Genomic DNA, 17,980 nt, shown 5'->3' on the forward strand with positions numbered 1-17,980 from the left:
GTCTATGGCATCAAACACAAGGGTTCGCGTCGCACTGGCGCAGATCAACGCCACGGTCGGCGACCTGGCCGGCAACGCACGCCAGATCATCGACAGCGCGCGGCGTGCGCACGAGCAGGGCGCCAGGGTGGTGCTGACGCCCGAACTGAGCCTGTGCGGCTACCCACCCGAAGACCTGCTGCTGCGGCCGGCGTTCATGCAGGCCTGTGCGCAGGCCCTGGCCGAGTGCGCGGCGGCGTTGGCGCCGCTCGAAGGTCTGCATGTGGTGGTCGGGCATCCGCATCAATGGGGTGAGCACGGCGATGTTAGGTCGAAGTCGATGGCCGTGCAGCAGCGCTTCAATGCGGCCTCGGTGCTGGCCGGGGGACGCGTCATCGCCACCTACTGCAAGCGAGAGCTGCCCAACTACCAGGTGTTCGACGAACGCCGTTATTTCGCGTCGGGGCGCGATGCCGGGCTCGAGGCCGTCGTGTTCGAGGTCGACGGGCTGCGCTTCGGCATTAACATCTGCGAGGACGCCTGGTTCGAGGAACCGGCGCAGCAGGCGAAGGCCGCCGGTGCCGACGTGCTGTGCGTGCTGAACGCGTCGCCGTTCCACCTCGGCAAGCTCGAGGAGCGCGAAGAACGCATGGCCGCGCTGGTGCGCAGCACCGGGATGCCGCTGCTGTACTCGCACCTGAACGGCGGGCAGGACGAGGTGGTGTTCGACGGCGCGTCGTTCGCGCTCGATGCGCAGGGCCTTGTCGCGGCGCGCGCGCCGATGTTCGAGGAGGCGCTGACGCTGGTGGATTTCGACGCCGGCCGGCCCACCGGTCCGATCGCGCCGGTGCCCACGCTGGAAGCGCAGGCCTGGGCCGCACTCGTCACCGGCGTGCGCGACTACGTCGGCAAGAACGGATTCCCCGGCGTGCTGATCGGGCTGAGCGGCGGCATCGATTCGGCGCTGGTGCTGGCGGTCGCGGTCGATGCGCTCGGCGCCGACAAGGTGCGCGCGGTGATGATGCCGTCGCCGTACACCGCCGACATCTCGTGGATCGACGCGCGCGACATGGCCGAGCGGCTGTCGGTGCGCTACGACGAGATCTCGATCGTGCCGATGTTCGAGGCCTTCCGCGCCAGCCTCGCCGCCGAGTTCGCCGGCCGCGCCGAGGATGCGACCGAAGAGAACATCCAGGCGCGCGTGCGCGGCACGCTGCTGATGGCCTTGTCGAACAAGTTCGGCAGCATCGTGCTGACCACCGGCAACAAGAGCGAGATGGCGACCGGCTACTGCACGCTGTACGGCGACATGGCGGGCGGCTTCGCGGTGATCAAGGACGTGGCGAAGACGCTGGTCTACCGGCTCGCGAACTGGAAGAACGCGCAGGGCCGCGAGGTGATCCCCCAGCGCATCATCACGCGACCGCCGTCGGCCGAGCTGCGCCCGGACCAGAAGGATCAGGACAGCCTGCCGCCCTACGAGGTGCTCGACGCGATCCTGCAGCGCTACATGGAAGACGACCAGTCGATCGAGCAGATCGTCGCGGCCGGGTTCGATGCGGCCGACGTCGAGCGGGTCACGCGGCTGATCAAGATCAACGAATACAAGCGCCGCCAGTCGCCGGTGGGCATCCGCGTCACCCACCGCGCGTTCGGGCGCGATTGGCGTTACCCCATCACATCGAGGTTCCGCGCTTAAACTACGTCGATCCCATCCATCCGGAGACCGCCATGAAACAGATCACCGCGATCGTGAAGCCGTTCAAGCTCGAGGAAGTCCGCGAAGCCTTGGCCGATGTCGGCGTGACCGGCCTGACGGTGACCGAGGTCAAGGGCTTCGGCCGCCAGAAGGGGCACACCGAGCTGTACCGGGGTGCCGAGTACGTCGTCGACTTCCTGCCGAAGGTGAAGGTCGAGGTGGTGGTCAAGGATGGCGATGTCGATCGCTGCATCGACGCGATCGTCAAGGCCGCCAAGACCGGCAAGATCGGCGACGGCAAGATCTTCGTGACGGCGGTCGAGCAGGTGGTGCGCATCCGCACCGGCGAGACGGACGAAGCGGCCGTCTGACGCACTCTTGCACCGGAATGGGGCCCGCCGCGAGCGGGCCTTTTTCATGGCGGCGTCAGATCGAGCGGTAATCGTCGGGCTGGTGCGCGCCGCCCGCGAGCGTTGCCAGCTGGGTCAGCAGCGCCTCGGCATCGTCCGAAACGTTCAGCAGTTCGTGCTGCGCCGTCGACAGGAAGCCGGCGTCGATGGTCTTGGCCAGGAAGGCCAGCAGCTCGTCGTAGTAGCCCGCGACATTGAGCAGGCCGATCGGCTGGTCGTGGTAGCCGAGCTGGCGCCAGGTCCAGACCTCGAACAGCTCCTCGAAGGTGCCGATGCCGCCCGGCAGCGCGAGGAACGCGCTGGCGCGCTCGGCCATCATCTTCTTGCGTTCGTGCATCGTGTCGACCACGTGCAGCTCGGTCAGGCCGGGGTGGCCGAGCTCGCGCGACATCAGCGCATGCGGGATCACGCCGACCACCGTGCTGCCGGCCGCCAGCGTGGCATCGGCCACCACGCCCATCAGCCCGGCCCGGCCGCCGCCGTACACCAGGCGCCAGCCGCGCTCGCCGATCAGCGTGCCGACGCGGCGGGCCGCAGCTTCATGGGCCGGGTCAGTGCCGCTGCGCGAGCCGCAGTAGACGCAGACCGAGAAAGGTGTCGTCGGGGAAACGGCGCTCATGGCATGAAGCGGTGCCACAGCGCGGCCAGCCAGATGCAGCCGCACAGCATCAGCGACAGGAACACCGCCGCGCTGGCCAGGTCCTTGGCGCGCTTCGAGAGGTCGTGCAGCTCGAACGAGACCCGGTCGACCACCGCCTCGATGCCGGAATTCAGCAGCTCGACGATCAGCACCAGCAGCACCGAGCCGGCCAGCAGCGCGGTCTCGATCCAGGTGCGGCCGAGCCACAGCGCCGCGGGCAGCAGGAACACGGCAAGCCAGGTCTCCTGGCGGAAGGCGCTTTCGCCGTGGTAGGCCGTTTTCAGGCCTTCGATGGAGTAGCCGGTGGCGCGGATCACGCGTTCCAGACCGGTGCGTCCTTTGTAGGGATTCGTCATGGGCCGCGATTGTGCCCTGAGCCGATGACGGCCCGACGCGCGCTCAGGCCGGGCTGGCGGGTGGCGAGGCGGGTGGAGTGGGTGGAGCGTCGACCAGGCGGGTGCCGCACAGCGCGTCATGCCAGAACTGGCGCTGCGGGTGCAGCAGCGCGAGCAGCGCGTAGGCGACGATGCCGACGCCGAGCGCGGCGAACATCTCCTTGCCGGCCCAGCCGTTCAGGCGGGCGAGCGCCCAGGCCGGCGCGATCCAGATCCAGCTCGCGAAGTAGCGGGCGAGCGCATGCCACTGCGTCAGCGGCCGCCCGTCGGCCGCGACGACCCGGATGCGCCAGGTCTGCATCGGCAGCGTCTGGCCGCGGCGCGACCAGAACCAGGTGAAGTACAGGCCGTAGATGATGAAGGCGATGTAGCGCAGCTCGACGCCATGCTCACGGCCGGTGACGGCGACGAAGATGGCGCCGATCGCGCCGGGGATCAGGCCGATGCCGAACAGGATCAGCCCTTCGTAGACGAAGCAGGCCATGCGGCGCTTCAGGCTGGGCGCGCGCAGCGGCGCTGCGGCCAGCGCCGGTGTGGAACTCATCGCTGCGGCTTGCCGGCGGCCGGGGCCGACGCCGGAACCGAGCGGGTCGCGGCGGCCTGCGGGCCGCGCTTCGGCAGCAAGGTGGCGCTGTCGACGAGCCCGGGGGCCGTGGCGATCTTCGGCAGGCCGGTCTGCTGGTGGGCCGGCGGGGTGGGGCGCTTCGAGATCAGGTTGGTCGTCGCGCCCGGCTGCGCCTGCGCCACCGTAGGCGCCACGGCCTTCGGGCGGGCGGCGTACGCGGTGTTCGGAACGATGCTCGATTTCGCTTCGGAAGCGTCGCCGTCAGGCTCCTTGCCGGCTTTCGGGGCAGGCGCCTTGTGCTCGGCGCGCTCGGCCAGCTGCTTGCGCTGGTCGGGTGGCAGGGCCTTGTAGGCCTCCCACTGCGACTTGCGGTCCTGCGGCGCGACCTGCTGGGCTTCCTTGAAGTTCAGCCGGGCCTCGGCGCGCTCCTTCGGCGTCAGCTTGGCCCACTCGGCCATGCGCGACTGCACGCGCGCCTGCTCGGCCGGCGGCAGCGAGCCGAAACGCTCCGAGATCTCGATCCACTTGCGGCGGCGCGGGGCGTCGATGCTGTTCCAGTCACGCTGCAGTGGGCTCAGCGCGTGCTGTTGCGCCGGTGTCAGCGCCGACCAGGCGGGGCCGGCTCCATTCCCGGCGGGCGTTTGCTGCGACCACGCCAGGCCCGCACAGGCCAGCAGCGCGCCCGCCAGCAGCGGCACGAAGCGGCGGCGCAGCGCGGGTGCGGCGGGGTCCTTGTCGAGGCGTCGAGTCACGAGCGCCTCGTTCAGTCGCGGGGAGTCTTGAGGAATTCCACGAAGCCGGGGTCGCTGTAGGCGTCCGGCGGCACGTCGTCGGACAGCAAGCTGGCGTCGATTTCAGCGGCAGCCGAAATCTGCGTGCTGCTGTGCCAGCGCTGGATCAGGATCAGGCCGGCAGCCAGCACCACCAGCGGCAGCACCGAGGCGATCTTGACGCCCCAGCCGCCCAGCAGCGCGAGCGACGGGCCGGAGCGGGAGACAGCACCCGCCGTCTCGGCGGCCAGCTTCGTGCGGGCACGGGCCAGCGCCTGCTCGCGCGCAAAGCGCAGGCGTTCGGAAATGTCGGGCGAAACTGCCTGAGATTGCTCGGTCAGGCGGGCGGACAGGCGGAGGGCGAAGCGCGTCTGGAGGGCGTCCAGCTCGGCGGCGGAGCGCGGTGGGGTGGGCAGTGCAGTGGTATGGCTGTTCATAGTTCGATTCCCTTCGACTTGAGGGCGTTGGCCAGAGCATGCACGGCACGCGAGCAATGGGTCTTCACGCTTCCTTCCGAGCACCCCATCACGGCGGCCGTCTCGGCGACATCGAGTTCCTCCCAGTAACGCAGCAGAAAGGCTTCCCGTTGACGTGTCGGAAGCTGGGCCACCTGCGCCTCGATGGCTAGCAGGATCTGAGCCCGGGAAACCGAATCGGCAGCGCTTTCAGTGGCGGGGGAGTCGCCCTGAAGCGCCAGAGTTTCCAGCAAATCGAAATCCCCGTCGTCGCTCGCGGATTCGAACTCGGAGAAATTGCGCACCACTGCATTGCGCACCTTCTGGCGCCGGAACCAGTCCATGGTGGCGTTCGACAGGATGCGCTGGAACACCAGCGGCAGTTCCGCGGCCGGGCGGTCGAAGTATTTCTCGGCCAGCCGGATCATCGAATCCTGGACGATGTCGAGCGCCGCATCGTCATCCCGCACGGCATACACCACGCGCTTGAAGGCACGCTTCTCGACGCTCTTGAGGAAATCGGAAAGTTCTTTTTCAGATGCCAAGGGGGATGCGCCTCGGGCCAGCCAGCCTGTCAAAACGGGGCGGATTATCTCACCGTCACCCGGTCAGGCGTCCCTTTCGCAGGAGATCGCTGCAAACCGGTGCCATAATCTCCCGTTGCACAACATTTGGTCTTGACTCAGCTGCCCGACCCCGGGCGCTGCAGTTTTTGATTGCGCAGGTACCACACCCGCCTCACGAGGGCGAGGGAAGGTGCACCGATGGTTTTTCGTCAGAGAAATTCACAAAGGTTCAACATGGACATGTCTGCCGCGGAAATCAAGCGTGCCGCTTCGGCACAACCGCACCCTTCTTCTCCCTCCGTCGAGCCGAACGGCTCCGAAATCCTCGTCCGCTGCCTGCAGGCCGAGAACGTCAAGTTCCTCTGGGGCTACCCCGGCGGCGCCGTCCTCTACATCTACGACGCGCTGTACAAGCAGGACACCATCGAGCACGTGCTGGTCCGCCATGAACAGGCGGCGATCCATGCCGCCGACGGCTATGCCCGCGCCACCGGCAATGTCGGCGTCGCGCTGGTCACGTCGGGCCCGGGCGTCACGAATGCCGTCACCGGCATCGCGACCGCCTACATGGATTCGATCCCGATGGTGATCATCACCGGGCAGGTCCCGACGGCGGCGATCGGCCTCGACGCCTTCCAGGAATGCGACACCGTCGGCATCACCCGCCCGATCGTCAAGCACAACTTCCTCGTGAAAGACGTGCGCGACCTCGCGACGACGCTCAAGAAGGCCTTCCACATCGCCCGCACCGGCCGGCCCGGCCCGGTCGTGGTCGACATCCCGAAGGACGTGTCGCAGAAGACGACCCCGTTTCACTACCCGCAGAGCGTCGAGATGCGCTCGTACAACCCGGTCCGCAAGGGCCATGGCGGGCAGATCCGCAAGGCGGTGCAGCTGCTGCTGGCCGCCAAGCGGCCGTACATCTACACCGGCGGCGGAGTGGTGCTGGGCAATGCGTCGGCCGAGCTGCGCGAGCTGGTCAACCTGCTCGGCTACCCGTGCACCAACACGCTGATGGGACTGGGCGCGTTCCCGGCCAGCGACCCGAAGTTCCTCGGCATGCTCGGCATGCACGGCACCTACGAAGCCAACATGACGATGCAGAACTGCGACGTCCTGCTGGCGGTCGGCGCGCGCTTCGATGACCGCGTGATCGGCAACCCGAAGCACTTCGCGTCCGTCGAGCGCAAGATCGTCCACATCGACATCGACCCCTCGTCGATCTCGAAGCGCGTCAAGGTCGACATCCCGATCGTCGGCGACGTGAAGGACGTGCTGCAGGAGCTGATCGCCCAGATCCGCGAGGCGCAGGCCCGCCCCGACGTGCAGGCGCTGTCGGCCTGGTGGGGCCAGATCAACGAATGGCGCAAGCGCGAGTGCCTGTCGTACAAGAACAGCACCGAGGTCATCAAGCCGCAGGCCGTCGTCGAGAAGCTCTGGGAACTGACGAAGGACCGCGACACCTACATCACCTCCGACGTCGGCCAGCACCAGATGTGGGCCGCGCAGTTCTACCGCTTCGACGAGCCGCGCCGCTGGATCAATTCCGGCGGGCTGGGCACGATGGGCGTCGGGCTGCCGTACGCGATGGGCATCAAGCTCGCGAAGCCCGATGCCGACGTGTTCTGCATCACCGGCGAGGGCTCGATCCAGATGTGCATCCAGGAGCTGTCGACCTGCCTGCAGTACAAGACGCCGGTCAAGATCGTCTCGCTGAACAACCGCTACCTGGGCATGGTGCGGCAGTGGCAGGAGCTCGACTACGGCGGCCGCTACTCGCACAGCTACATGGACGCGCTGCCCAACTTCGTCAAGCTGGCCGAGGCCTACGGCCATGTCGGCCTGCTGGTCGAGAAGCCGTCGGATGTCGAGCCCGCGCTGCGCGAGGCGATCAAGCTGAAGGACCGCACGGTGTTCCTCGACATTCGCACCGATCCGACCGAGAACGTCTGGCCGATGGTCCAGGCCGGCAAGGGCATCAGCGAGATGCGACTGGGGTCCGAAGACCTGTGACGCGCTGAACATCGGCCAGGGCGGCGCGTCACCGCGCGCCGTCGACCGCCGGTGGAATGCACGATCGCCGCTTCGGCAATTCGAGGTTCAACCTTCCATCATCGACACAGCGTGGCCAAGGCCCGTCGGTTACCGCCGCCGGTCTGAAGAGCGCGCTCCAACGACCATGAAACACATCATCGCCTTGCTGCTCGAGAACGAACCGGGCGCGCTGTCGCGCGTCGTCGCGCTGTTCTCGGCCCGCGGATACAACATCGAGAGCCTGACCGTCGCGCCCACCGAGGATGCCTCGCTGTCGCGCATGACCATCGTGACGACCGGCTCCGACGAGGTGATCGAGCAGATCACCAAGCACCTGAACCGGCTCATCGAGGTGGTCAAGGTCGTCGACCTGACCGAAGGCGCCTTCACCGAACGCGAGCTGATGCTCATCAAGGTGCGCGCCGTCGGCAAGGAACGCGAAGAGATGAAGCGCATGGCCGACATCTTCCGCGGCCGCATCATCGACGTCACCGAGAAGAGCTACACCATAGAACTCACCGGCGATGCGTCCAAGCTCGATGCCTTCATCGAAGCGATCGACCGCAGCGCCATCCTCGAAACCGTGCGCACCGGCACCAGCGGGATCGGTCGCGGCGAGCGCATCCTGCGCGTCTGATCGTCTCGATCAATCCACTCACCCCGCAAGACTGACCTGTTTTTTCTGGAGAAGACCATGAAGGTTTATTACGACAAGGATGCTGACCTGAGCCTGGTGAAGGGCAAGAACGTCACGATCATCGGCTACGGCTCGCAGGGCCATGCGCACGCGCAGAACCTGAACGACAGCGGCGTCAAGGTCACCGTCGGCCTGCGCAAGGGCGGGGCCTCGTGGTCCAAGGCCGAGAAGGCGGGCCTGAAGGTCGCCGAGATCGCCGATGCGGTGAAGGCCGCCGACGTCGTCATGATCCTGCTGCCCGACGAGCAGATCGCGTCGGTCTACAAGAACGAGGTCGAGCCGAACATCAAGCAGGGCGCATCGCTTGCGTTCGCGCACGGCTTCAACGTGCACTACGGCCAGGTCGTGCCGCGCGCCGACCTCGACGTGTGGATGGTCGCGCCGAAGGCGCCGGGCCACACCGTGCGCTCGACCTACACCCAGGGTGGCGGCGTGCCGCACCTGATCGCCGTCTATGCCGACAAGACCGGCAAGGCGCGTGACCTGGCGCTGTCGTACGCGGCGGCCAACGGCGGCGGCAAGGCCGGCGTGATCGAGACCAACTTCCGCGAAGAGACCGAGACCGACCTGTTCGGCGAGCAGGCCGTGCTGTGCGGTGGCGCCGTCGAGCTGATCAAGGCCGGGTTCGAGACGCTGACCGAAGCCGGCTACGCGCCGGAGATGGCCTACTTCGAGTGCCTGCACGAACTGAAGCTGATTGTCGACCTGATCTATGAAGGCGGCATCGCCAACATGAACTACTCGATCTCGAACAACGCCGAGTACGGCGAGTACGTGACCGGGCCGAAGATCGTGACGGACGAAACCCGCCAGGCCATGCGCCAGGCGCTGAAGGACATCCAGACCGGCGAGTACGCGAAGAGCTTCATCCTCGAGAACCGCGCCGGTGCCCCGACGCTGCTGTCGCGCCGCCGCCTGACGGCCGAGCACCCGATCGAGGTTGTCGGCGAGCAGCTGCGCGCGATGATGCCGTGGATCAAGAAGAACCGCCTGGTCGACCAGTCGAAGAACTGAGCGGGCCGCCCACGCGGCTCACCGTCGAAAGGGCTGCACGCTGCAACGCGTGCGGCCCTTTTTCACGAGTGGGCTGCGGTATCCTTCACGCGATGAACATTTCCTCTTGGCCGCCGTTGCGGCCTGGCCCATGAGCGACGACGTGCACGACGGCGACCAACCCCTGCCCGACGCCGATGACCTGCCCGTGCGGCGGCGTCGCAAGGGCATCTACATCCTGCCGAACCTGTTCACGCTGGCGGCGCTGTTCGGCGGCTTCTATGCCATCGTGATGGCGATGAACGGGCAGTTCGAGCAATCGGCCATCGGCATCTTCTGCGCGATGGTGCTCGACAGCCTCGATGGCCGCGTGGCCCGCATGACCAACACGCAGACCGCCTTCGGCGAGCAGATGGACAGCCTGTCGGACATGGTGTCGTTCGGCGCGGCACCGGCGCTGATCGTCTACGAATGGGCGCTGAAAGACCTCGGCAAGCCGGGCTGGCTCGCGGCCTTCGTCTACTGCTCGTGCGCGGCGTTGCGCCTCGCGCGCTTCAACACCAACCTGAAGGTGGTCGACAAGCGGTTCTTCCAGGGCCTTCCGAGCCCGGCCGCGGCGGCGCTGGTGATGGGCTTCATCTGGCTGATGAACGACCAGGGTTTCGTGGTCGACGAGGAGGGCGCGTGGCTCATCTGGACGGCGTTCGGCTTCACGCTGTATGCCGGCCTGACGATGGTGACCAACGTGCCGTTCTACAGCTTCAAGGACGTGAGCTTCAAGCGCTCGGTGCCGTTCATCGTGATCGTCGCGATCGCGCTCGGCATCTCGCTGTTCACCTGGCACCCGCCGCTGGTGTTCTTCGGGCTGTTCGTCATCTACGGCGTCTCGGGCTATGGCGTCTACGTCTGGAAGCGGATGAAGGGCAAGCCGGTCAGCGTGATCGCCACGTCGATGGACGAGCCGGACGAAGAAGGCCTGCACCGCTGATCTTGGCCGTGCTACATTCGCGACCCATGACGTTCCGCACCACGATCACGCTAGCGCTATCCCTAGGAGGTCCTCGGGTGCGCTGATCGTTCACGTCCAACGTTTTCGTCTCAACGGCCCGATTGCAACCTGCAGCGGGCCGTTTTGCTTTTTGGAGTGCAGGTTGCGCCACACGACTCTCAAGGGATCGCCATGCTGAAGCAACCGCACACTAAGTACCGCGCATTCAAACCCGTCGCCTTGCCCGACCGCCGCTGGCCGGATGCCGTGCTGGCGCACGCGCCGATCTGGCTCAGCACCGACCTGCGCGACGGCAACCAGGCGCTGATCGAGCCGATGGATGCGCAACGCAAGCTGCGCATGTTCGAGATGCTGCTGCGCATCGGCTTCAAGGAGATCGAGGTCGGCTTCCCGTCGGCTTCGCAGACGGACTTCGATTTCGTGCGGCTGCTGATCGAGCAGGGCCACATCCCCGACGACGTGACGATCCAGGTGCTGACGCCGGCCCGCGAGCCGCTGATCCGCCGCACCTTCGAATCGCTGCAGGGCGCGCGCCGTGCCATCGTCCACCTCTACAACGCGACGGCGCCGGGCATGCGCCGCGTGGTGCTCGGCCTCGACGAGGACGGCGTCGTCGAACTCGCGAGCAGCCATGCGCGGATCTTCAACGAATGCGCCGCGGCCCAGCCGGACATCGACTGGCGCTTCGAGTACTCGCCCGAGACCTTTTCGGACACCGAGTTGCCGTTCGCCAAGCGCGTCGTCGACGCGGTGACCGCCGTGTGGCAGCCCACGCCGCAGCGCAAGTGCATCGTCAACCTGCCCACCACCATCGAGCGCTGCACGCCGAACGTGTTCGCCGACATGATCGAGTGGATGCACCGCCACCTCGAGCGGCGCGAGTCGATCGTGCTGTCGGTGCACCCGCACAACGACCGTGGCACCGGCACCGCGACCGGCGAACTGGCGCTGATGGCCGGTGCCGAGCGCATCGAAGGCTGCCTGTTCGGCAACGGTGAGCGCACCGGCAACGTCGACCTCGTCAACATCGCGCTGAACCTGTACACGCAGGGCATCTCGCCCGGCCTCGACTTCTCCGACATCGACGAGGTGCGCCGCTGCGTCGAGCACTGCAACCAGCTGCCGGTGCACCCGCGGCACCCGTATGCCGGCGACCTGGTCTACACCTCGTTCTCCGGTTCGCACCAGGACGCGATCAAGAAGGCCTTCGCGCAGCGTCAGCCGACCGACCTGTGGGACATGCCCTACCTGCCGATCGACCCGGCCGATCTCGGGCGCAGCTACGACGCGGTGATCCGCGTCAACAGCCAGTCGGGCAAGGGTGGGGTGTCGTACCTGCTCGAGACCGAGTACGGCGTCGAGTTGCCGCGCCGCCTGCAGATCGAGTTCAGCGGCGTGGTCCAGCGCGTCATGGACGACAGCGGCAAGGAACAGACGGCGGCCGACCTGTGGGCCGTCTTCCGGGGCGAGTACGGCATCGACGACGATCCCGCGGCGCGTTCGAACGCGCCCGCGATCACCGCGCTGGCGGATGGCTCGGTTCACTTGCGCGGATCGGTCCGCCTGGGCGACCGTGAACTCGCGCTCGACGCCGATGGCGCGGGGCCGATCGACGCGTTCGTCAACGCGCTGAACCGGCACCTGGCCGCGACGGTGCGGGTGCTCGACTACCACGAGCATGCGATCGCCAGCGGGGCCGATGCGCGCGCGGCCGCGTACCTCGAGCTGCGGGTCGGCGATGCGGTGACGCTGTTCGGTGTCGGCATCGATGCCAACATCGTGTCCGCCTCGCTGAAGGCCATCGTGTCCGGGCTGCAGCGCGCGCTGCGCCGCGGCGAACTGGCGTTCAAGGCCGCCGAGCTCGCCTAAGATCCGACCCAGGATCGACCAGATCACCAGAACTGAGGAGTCACCCATGACCGACAAACTGATCATCTTCGACACCACCTTGCGCGATGGCGAGCAATCGCCCGGCGCCTCGATGACCAAGGACGAGAAACTCCGCATCGCCCGGCAACTCGAGCGCTTGAAGGTCGATGTGATCGAGGCCGGCTTCGCGGCGGCGTCGAATGGCGACTTCGAAGCGGTGAAGGCGATCGCCCATGCGGTGAAGGACAGCACCATCTGCTCGCTGGCGCGCGCGAACGACCGCGACATCGCGCGCGCCGCCGAGGCGCTGAAGGGCGGCAACTCGACGCGCATCCACCTGTTCCTCGCGACCAGTGCGCTGCACATGGAGAAGAAGCTGCGCATGACGCCGGACCAGGTGTTCGAGCAGGCGCGGCTGTCGACGCGCTTTGCGCGCAACCTGAGCGGCGATGTCGAGTTCTCGCCGGAAGACGGCTACCGCTCCGACCCCGACTTCCTGTGCCGCGTGCTCGAGGCGGTGATCGCCGAAGGCGCGACGACGATCAACATCCCCGACACCGTCGGCTATGCGATCCCCGAGCTGTACGGCAACTTCATCCTCGACCTGCGCCAGCGCATTCCGAACGCCGACAAGGCGGTGTGGTCGGTGCATTGCCACAACGACCTCGGCATGGCGGTCGCCAACTCGCTGGCGGGCGTCAAGATCGGCGGCGCGCGGCAGATCGAATGCACCATCAACGGCCTGGGTGAGCGGGCCGGCAACTGCTCGCTCGAAGAGGTCGTGATGGCGGTGAAGACGCGGCGCGACTACTTCAACCTCGACATCGGCATCGATGCGACGCAGATCGTGCCGGCTTCCCGGCTGGTGTCGCAGACGACCGGCTTCGTCGTGCAGCCGAACAAGGCGGTGGTCGGCGCCAATGCCTTCGCGCATGCGTCCGGCATCCACCAGGACGGCGTGCTGAAGGCGCGCGACACCTACGAGATCATGCGCGCCGAAGACGTGGGCTGGGCGGCCAACAAGATCGTGCTGGGCAAGCTGTCAGGGCGCAATGCCTTCAAGCAGCGCCTGCAGGAGCTCGGCATCTCGATGGAGTCCGAGGCCGACATCAATGCCGCGTTCGCGAAGTTCAAGGAACTGGCCGACCGCAAGAGCGACATCTTCGACGAGGACATCCTCGCGCTGGTGATGGACGAGGCGGTGATGGCCGAGAGCGAGCATTACCGGCTGCTCGCGCTGTCGCAGCACTCCGAGATGGGCGAGCGGCCGCACGCCTCGGTCGCCTTCTCGGCCGGCGGCGTCGAGCACCACGCCGAGAGCGACGGCAACGGCCCGGTCGATGCCAGTTTGAAGGCCATCGAATCCAAGCTGCAAAGTGGCGCCGAAATGCTGCTCTATTCGGTCAATGCCATCACCTCGGGAAGCACAGAATCTCAAGGTGAGGTGACGGTTCGACTGCAGCATGGTGGCCGCGTCGTCAACGGAGTCGGGTCTGATCCGGACATCGTGGTGGCTTCGGCCAAGGCCTATCTCGCGGCCATGAACAAGTTGCACAGCAAGAGCGAACGCGTCGCTGCCCAGGGATGAGCTGATCTGATGACTTTGTCACAGACCTGACAAACCCTAAGGTACAGAAGGAGAAAGGGCGCGTAAGTTTTTGATCTTGCGCGCTTTTTTTCTTTCACCTACACTCGCGACAGCGGCTGTCAAGGGGTTGTTGTGGCAAAAATGATGCAAGTTTCGGTATCGGCGATGATTCGCGGTCTGGTCACGTTGATCACTGCAGTTGCACTGCCGTTGGCCGCAGTAGCCGCCGATGGAACCGTCAAACCCACCAAGCGCAAGGTTGCCGCCGGCGCCAAGGCCACCCCGGTCAAGAGCAAGAGCGCGGCCCGCAGCAAGCGGCTTCGCACCGTCGCCTTCGTGCCGGCCCGCCCGTCGTTCGGTCAGATCGCCGGCTTGCACAGCACGCTCGATCCGCTGGAACTGAAGTCCAGCGTGGCCCTGGTGATGGACCAGGACACCAACGAGATCCTGTTCAGCAAGAACCCCGGTGCCGTGCTGCCGATCGCCTCGCTGACCAAGCTGATGACGGCGGTCGTCGTCACCGATGCCCAGCTGCCGCTGGAAGAAACCCTGACGATCACGCAAGACGATGTCGACACCGAGAAGGGCAGCCGCTCGCGCCTGACGGTCGGCACCCAGCTGACGCGTGAAGAGATGCTGCACCTGGCGCTGATGTCGTCCGAGAATCGCGCCGCGCACGCGCTGGGCCGCCACTATCCGGGCGGGCTCGATGCCTTCGTTGCCGCGATGAACCGCAAGGCGATCGAACTCGGCATGGGCGATACCCACTACGTCGAGCCGACGGGCTTGTCCAGCCGCAACCAGTCGAGCGCGCACGACCTGGCCCTGCTCGTGAAAGAGGCGGGCTCGCGTCCGCTGATCAGCGAGCTGTCGACCTCGCCGGAATACCAGGTGATGGTCGGTCGGCGCATGCAGGCCTTCCACACCACCAACGGCCTGGTGCGCAGTCCCGAGTGGGACATCAACGTGCAGAAGACCGGCTACATCTCCGAAGCCGGTCGCTGCCTGGTGATGCAGGCCAAGCTGGCCGGTCGCAAGCTGATCATGGTGTTCCTGGATTCGGCCGGCAAGTATTCGCGGATCGGCGATGCAGAGCGCGTTCGCCGCTGGGTGAACCAACTGGCACCGGTTCCGGCGGTGGTGGCACCGGCCATGGAACCGGCCACCACGGTGGTCCACGAGCTGCCGAAGCTGACGTCCTGAACGCCGCTTTCCTGCACGATGAAAAAAGAGCCCGGTCATCCCGGGCTCTTTGCATTTCAGCTGCGGTGCCCGAGCGCTGACGAGATCTGCGACGCGGTCGCCTTCAGCCGCTCCAGCCAAGCTTCTTCCAGCCGGTCCGCAGGCGCCGAGATCGACAGCCCCGCGACCAGCTTGCCCTGGTCGTCCAGGATGCCGGCGGCCATGCAGCGCACGCCCAGTTCCAGTTCCTCGTCGTCGCGCGCCGTGCCGTATTGCAGCACCTTCGACAGTTCGCGCTCCAGCGTGCTGACCTCGGTGATGCTGTTGCGCGTGTGGCCGGCCAGTCCGGTGCGGGTCGCATAGGCCCGCACGCGTTGCGGATCGTCGTGCGCGAGGAACAGCTTGCCGACCGAGGTCAGGTGCAGCGGTGCCCGCCCGCCGACGGCACGAACCACCTGCATGCCCGAGCGTTCGCTGTAGGTTCGCTCGATATAAACGATTTCATCGCCCTGGCGCATCGACAGATTCACCGGCTGGTGCGTCAGCTTGTGCAGTTCGCGCATCGGGCCGAGCGCGGCATCGCGCACGTCCAGGCGGGCCTTCACCAGGTTTCCCAGCTCCAGCAGGCGCATGCCCAGGCGGTAGCTGCCGGCTTCGGGCCGGTCGACATAGCGGCCGACCGTCAGGTCGTTGAGGATGCGGTGGGCGGTCGACGGATGCAGCCCCGTCTGCTCGCTGATCAGCTTCAGCGAGATCGGATCCTGGTGGGATGCCAGCAGGTCCAGCAGCGAAAACATGCGCTCCAGCACCTGGATCGCCGGGGTCTGGCCCTCTTTGCTTTTCATCGCGGCACTCTCATTCAGTTGTTCGTCATTTTGCATGGCGAAAACTGACTTGACCAGCACCGTGCGCCGGTGCGCGCCTCAGCGCCCCTTCCAATGCGTGCGTGCCGCGATCCACAGCTTGCGGATCGGCGTCAGCGACACGCGCTGGTGCAGCACCTGGAAATCGCCGGCCTCGATCTCCCGCAGCAGGGTGCGGTAGATGTTGGCCATCATCAGCCCGGGCTTCTGCGCGACCCGATCGGTCTCGGGCAGCAGCGCGAAGGCCTCGTCGTAGCAGCGGTGCGCCCGCTCGGCCTGGAAGCGCATCAGCGCGGTGAAGCGTTCGCTGTAGCCCCAGGGCGCCGTGCGTTTCAGCAGCTCATGGGCTTTCACGTCGAACTGCTGCAGTTCGGAGATCGGCAGGTAGATGCGCCCGCGGCGTGCATCGTCGCCCACGTCACGGATGATGTTGGTCAGCTGCATCGCGAGGCCCAGCTTGTGGGCGTACTGCAGCGTCTGGTTGGTGCTGCGGCCGAAGATGCTGGCTGCAACCTCGCCGACGATGCTTGCCACCAGGTGGCAGTAGCGCTGCAGCCCGGGGTAGTCGAGGTAGCGCGATTGCTCCAGATCCATCTGGCAACCGTCGATCACCGCGTTGAGGTGCTCGGCGCGGATGCCGAACTCGGCGGTGTGCGGCATCAGGGCCTGCATCACCGGATGGGCGGCCTGGCCGGCGAAGGCGGTGGCCACCTCCTTGCGCCACCATGCGAGCTTGGTGGCGGCGACGCCCGGGTCCTGCACCTCGTCGACGACATCGTCCACCTCACGGCAGAAGGCGTAAAACGCGGTGATCGCCGCGCGGCGTGGCGGCGGCAGGAACAGGAAGGCGTAGTAGAAACTCGAGCCGCTTTTGGCGGCCTTGTCCTGCACGTATTGCTGGGGCGTCATCGTCGGTCGTGATCAATTCAGCGCGCATTGTCGCTGGGTCCGCTCCAGGCGCTTGTGACGTGTCGAAAGATGCCAGCGACGGTTTGACACCTGGGATTCACCCGAATACATTACTGACCGGTCAGTCAGTTGTACGGTAACCGACGTACCCTAACTGACGTCAGCCCCCGATTCCAATTCTCCCGCCCCGTTCACCGCTTCGAAGAGGATTCCGATGCGATCCACGCTGTTCATTGCCTTGGCCGGTGCGGCCGTCCTGGCTGCCTGCTCCAAGACCGAACCCGCCGCCGAGCCGGTGCGTGCCGTGCGCACCCTGACCGTTGCCAGCGGCGCCGCGGGTGGCACCCGCGAGTACGCGGCCGAAATCAAGGCACGCACCGAATCGAAGCTGGGCTTCCGGGTGGGCGGCAAGATCACGCGCCGCTCGGCCAACGTGGGCGACACCGTCAAGGCCGGCCAGGTGCTGGCGCAGCTCGACCCGCAGGACTTGAAGCTGGCACAGGAGTCGGCGCGCGCAGGGCTCGCCGCGGCGCAGACCAACCTCGAACTCGCGAACGCCGACTACAAGCGCTACAAGGACCTGCGCGACCAGGGCTTCATCAGCTCGGCCGAGCTGGAGCGCCGCGACACCGCGCTGAAGTCTGCCCAGGCGCAGTTCGACCAGGCGCGCGCGCAGGCCGGCGTGCAGGGCAACCAGGCCGCCTACGCGGCGCTGGTGGCCGATGCGAACGGCGTGATCACCGGCGTGGACGCCGAACCCGGCATGGTGGTCGCGGCCGGCACGCCGGTCGTGCGCCTTGCGCAAGACGGCCCGCGCGACGTGGTGTTCTCGGTGCCCGAGGACCATGTCGGCGACCTGCGCGCACTGGCCCGCAAGCCCGGCGCGCTGAAGGTGCGCCTGTGGGGCAGCACCGATGCGGTGTCGGCGTCGATCCGCGAGGTGGCCGCTGCCGCCGATGCCGCGACGCGGACCTTCCAGGTCAAGGCTGACATCGGCGAGCTGCCGGCCCGCCTGGGCCAGACCGCCACCGTGCTGATCGAGTTGCCGCAGCAATCGGGCGTCGTGCGCCTGCCGCTGTCGGCCGTCACCGAGCTGCAGGGCCGCACCTCGGTGTGGCTGGTCGACAAGAACGCCCAGGGCGTGCTCAGCGTCAAGGCGCAAGCGATCCAGGTGGCGGGTGCCGACGGCAACACCGTGGTGGTGGCCAGCGGCCTCGCGCCCGGCCAGGTGGTGGTCACGGCCGGCGTGCACGTGCTGTCGCCCGGCCAGCAGGTGAAGATGTACATCGAGCCGACCGCGCAGAACGGCAACCCGGCTGCAATGGCGCCTGCCAGCGCGGCGTCCCGCTAAGCGCCC

The 17,980-nt window shown here is 66.8% G+C and carries 18 protein-coding genes; 10 read left to right on the top strand and 8 right to left on the bottom strand.

The window, feature by feature from the left end:
- The first annotated feature begins 4 nt into the window (after positions 1-4).
- Both ACXJLU_RS08455 and ACXJLU_RS08460 read left to right on the top strand, forming a co-directional pair.
- Positions 5-1,678 (top strand): NAD+ synthase, encoded by a 1,674-nt coding sequence (locus tag ACXJLU_RS08455; protein WP_457329986.1) that lies wholly within the window; start codon positions 5-7, stop codon positions 1,676-1,678.
- A gap of 32 nt (positions 1,679-1,710) precedes the next feature.
- Complete coding sequence (locus tag ACXJLU_RS08460) at positions 1,711-2,049, top strand: P-II family nitrogen regulator (RefSeq protein ID WP_047511820.1); 339 nt, start codon at positions 1,711-1,713, stop codon at positions 2,047-2,049.
- Positions 2,050-2,104: 55 nt separating this feature from the next.
- Here ACXJLU_RS08460 and ACXJLU_RS08465 read toward each other — a convergent pair whose 3' ends face one another.
- The 6 genes from ACXJLU_RS08465 to ACXJLU_RS08490 are packed head-to-tail and all read right to left on the bottom strand — an operon-like array spanning position 2,105 to position 5,458.
- Entirely contained in the window at positions 2,105-2,707 is a 603-nt protein-coding gene (locus tag ACXJLU_RS08465) for an LOG family protein (protein WP_457329987.1), read from the bottom strand.
- Positions 2,704-3,084, bottom strand: a complete 381-nt coding sequence (locus ACXJLU_RS08470; protein ID WP_457329988.1) for a diacylglycerol kinase — start codon at positions 3,082-3,084, stop codon at positions 2,704-2,706. Before ACXJLU_RS08470 ends, ACXJLU_RS08465 begins: the two co-directional genes overlap by 4 nt.
- Positions 3,085-3,127: 43 nt before the next feature.
- Positions 3,128-3,667 (bottom strand): RDD family protein, encoded by a 540-nt coding sequence (locus ACXJLU_RS08475; protein ID WP_457329989.1) that lies wholly within the window; start codon positions 3,665-3,667, stop codon positions 3,128-3,130.
- Entirely contained in the window at positions 3,664-4,440 is a 777-nt protein-coding gene (locus tag ACXJLU_RS08480) for a DUF3106 domain-containing protein (RefSeq protein ID WP_457329990.1), read from the bottom strand. Before ACXJLU_RS08480 ends, ACXJLU_RS08475 begins: the two co-directional genes overlap by 4 nt.
- An 11-nt stretch (positions 4,441-4,451) precedes the next feature.
- Complete coding sequence (locus ACXJLU_RS08485; RefSeq protein WP_457329991.1) at positions 4,452-4,895, bottom strand: DUF3619 family protein; 444 nt, start codon at positions 4,893-4,895, stop codon at positions 4,452-4,454.
- Entirely contained in the window at positions 4,892-5,458 is a 567-nt protein-coding gene (locus tag ACXJLU_RS08490; RefSeq protein ID WP_457329992.1) for an RNA polymerase sigma factor, read from the bottom strand. The genes ACXJLU_RS08485 and ACXJLU_RS08490 overlap by 4 nt, the downstream gene beginning before the upstream one ends.
- 255 nt (positions 5,459-5,713) lie before the next feature.
- Between ACXJLU_RS08490 and ACXJLU_RS08495 the strand changes: the two genes are divergently transcribed.
- The 7 genes from ACXJLU_RS08495 (at position 5,714) to pbpG (ending at position 14,872) form a co-directional block, all read left to right on the top strand.
- On the top strand, positions 5,714-7,492 hold the full coding sequence (locus ACXJLU_RS08495) for an acetolactate synthase 3 catalytic subunit (protein WP_457329993.1): 1,779 nt from the start codon (positions 5,714-5,716) through the stop codon (positions 7,490-7,492).
- Between the two features lie 166 nt (positions 7,493-7,658).
- Positions 7,659-8,150 carry an acetolactate synthase small subunit gene (ilvN, locus tag ACXJLU_RS08500; protein ID WP_047511839.1) on the top strand — a complete coding sequence of 164 codons (492 nt, stop codon included), beginning with the start codon at positions 7,659-7,661 and terminating at the stop codon, positions 8,148-8,150.
- 57 nt (positions 8,151-8,207) lie between these two features.
- Positions 8,208-9,224, top strand: a complete 1,017-nt coding sequence (ilvC, locus tag ACXJLU_RS08505; protein WP_073463939.1) for a ketol-acid reductoisomerase — start codon at positions 8,208-8,210, stop codon at positions 9,222-9,224.
- 142 nt (positions 9,225-9,366) lie between these two features.
- Positions 9,367-10,191 carry a CDP-diacylglycerol--serine O-phosphatidyltransferase gene (gene pssA / locus ACXJLU_RS08510; protein ID WP_457330035.1) on the top strand — a complete coding sequence of 275 codons (825 nt, stop codon included), beginning with the start codon at positions 9,367-9,369 and terminating at the stop codon, positions 10,189-10,191.
- A gap of 192 nt (positions 10,192-10,383) precedes the next feature.
- Positions 10,384-12,081: a 2-isopropylmalate synthase gene (leuA, locus tag ACXJLU_RS08515; RefSeq protein WP_457329994.1), complete on the top strand. Its 1,698-nt coding sequence runs from the start codon at positions 10,384-10,386 to the stop codon at positions 12,079-12,081.
- Positions 12,082-12,127: 46 nt separating this feature from the next.
- Positions 12,128-13,669 (top strand): 2-isopropylmalate synthase, encoded by a 1,542-nt coding sequence (locus ACXJLU_RS08520; RefSeq protein ID WP_457329995.1) that lies wholly within the window; start codon positions 12,128-12,130, stop codon positions 13,667-13,669.
- A gap of 141 nt (positions 13,670-13,810) precedes the next feature.
- Positions 13,811-14,872 carry a D-alanyl-D-alanine endopeptidase gene (gene pbpG, locus ACXJLU_RS08525; protein ID WP_457329996.1) on the top strand — a complete coding sequence of 354 codons (1,062 nt, stop codon included), beginning with the start codon at positions 13,811-13,813 and terminating at the stop codon, positions 14,870-14,872.
- A gap of 56 nt (positions 14,873-14,928) precedes the next feature.
- Here the strand turns inward: pbpG and ACXJLU_RS08530 are convergent, their stop codons facing one another.
- Both ACXJLU_RS08530 and hpnD read right to left on the bottom strand, forming a co-directional pair.
- Entirely contained in the window at positions 14,929-15,696 is a 768-nt protein-coding gene (locus ACXJLU_RS08530) for an IclR family transcriptional regulator (protein WP_073464113.1), read from the bottom strand.
- A 78-nt stretch (positions 15,697-15,774) separates the two neighbouring features.
- Complete coding sequence (hpnD, locus tag ACXJLU_RS08535; protein ID WP_457329997.1) at positions 15,775-16,623, bottom strand: presqualene diphosphate synthase HpnD; 849 nt, start codon at positions 16,621-16,623, stop codon at positions 15,775-15,777.
- A 214-nt stretch (positions 16,624-16,837) separates the two neighbouring features.
- On the opposite strand from hpnD, the gene ACXJLU_RS08540 reads away from it, so the two are divergent.
- Complete coding sequence (locus tag ACXJLU_RS08540) at positions 16,838-17,974, top strand: efflux RND transporter periplasmic adaptor subunit (protein ID WP_073463944.1); 1,137 nt, start codon at positions 16,838-16,840, stop codon at positions 17,972-17,974.
- Positions 17,975-17,980: the final 6 nt, after the last annotated feature.

It is taken from the genome of Rhizobacter sp. P5_C2 (assembly GCF_054049715.1).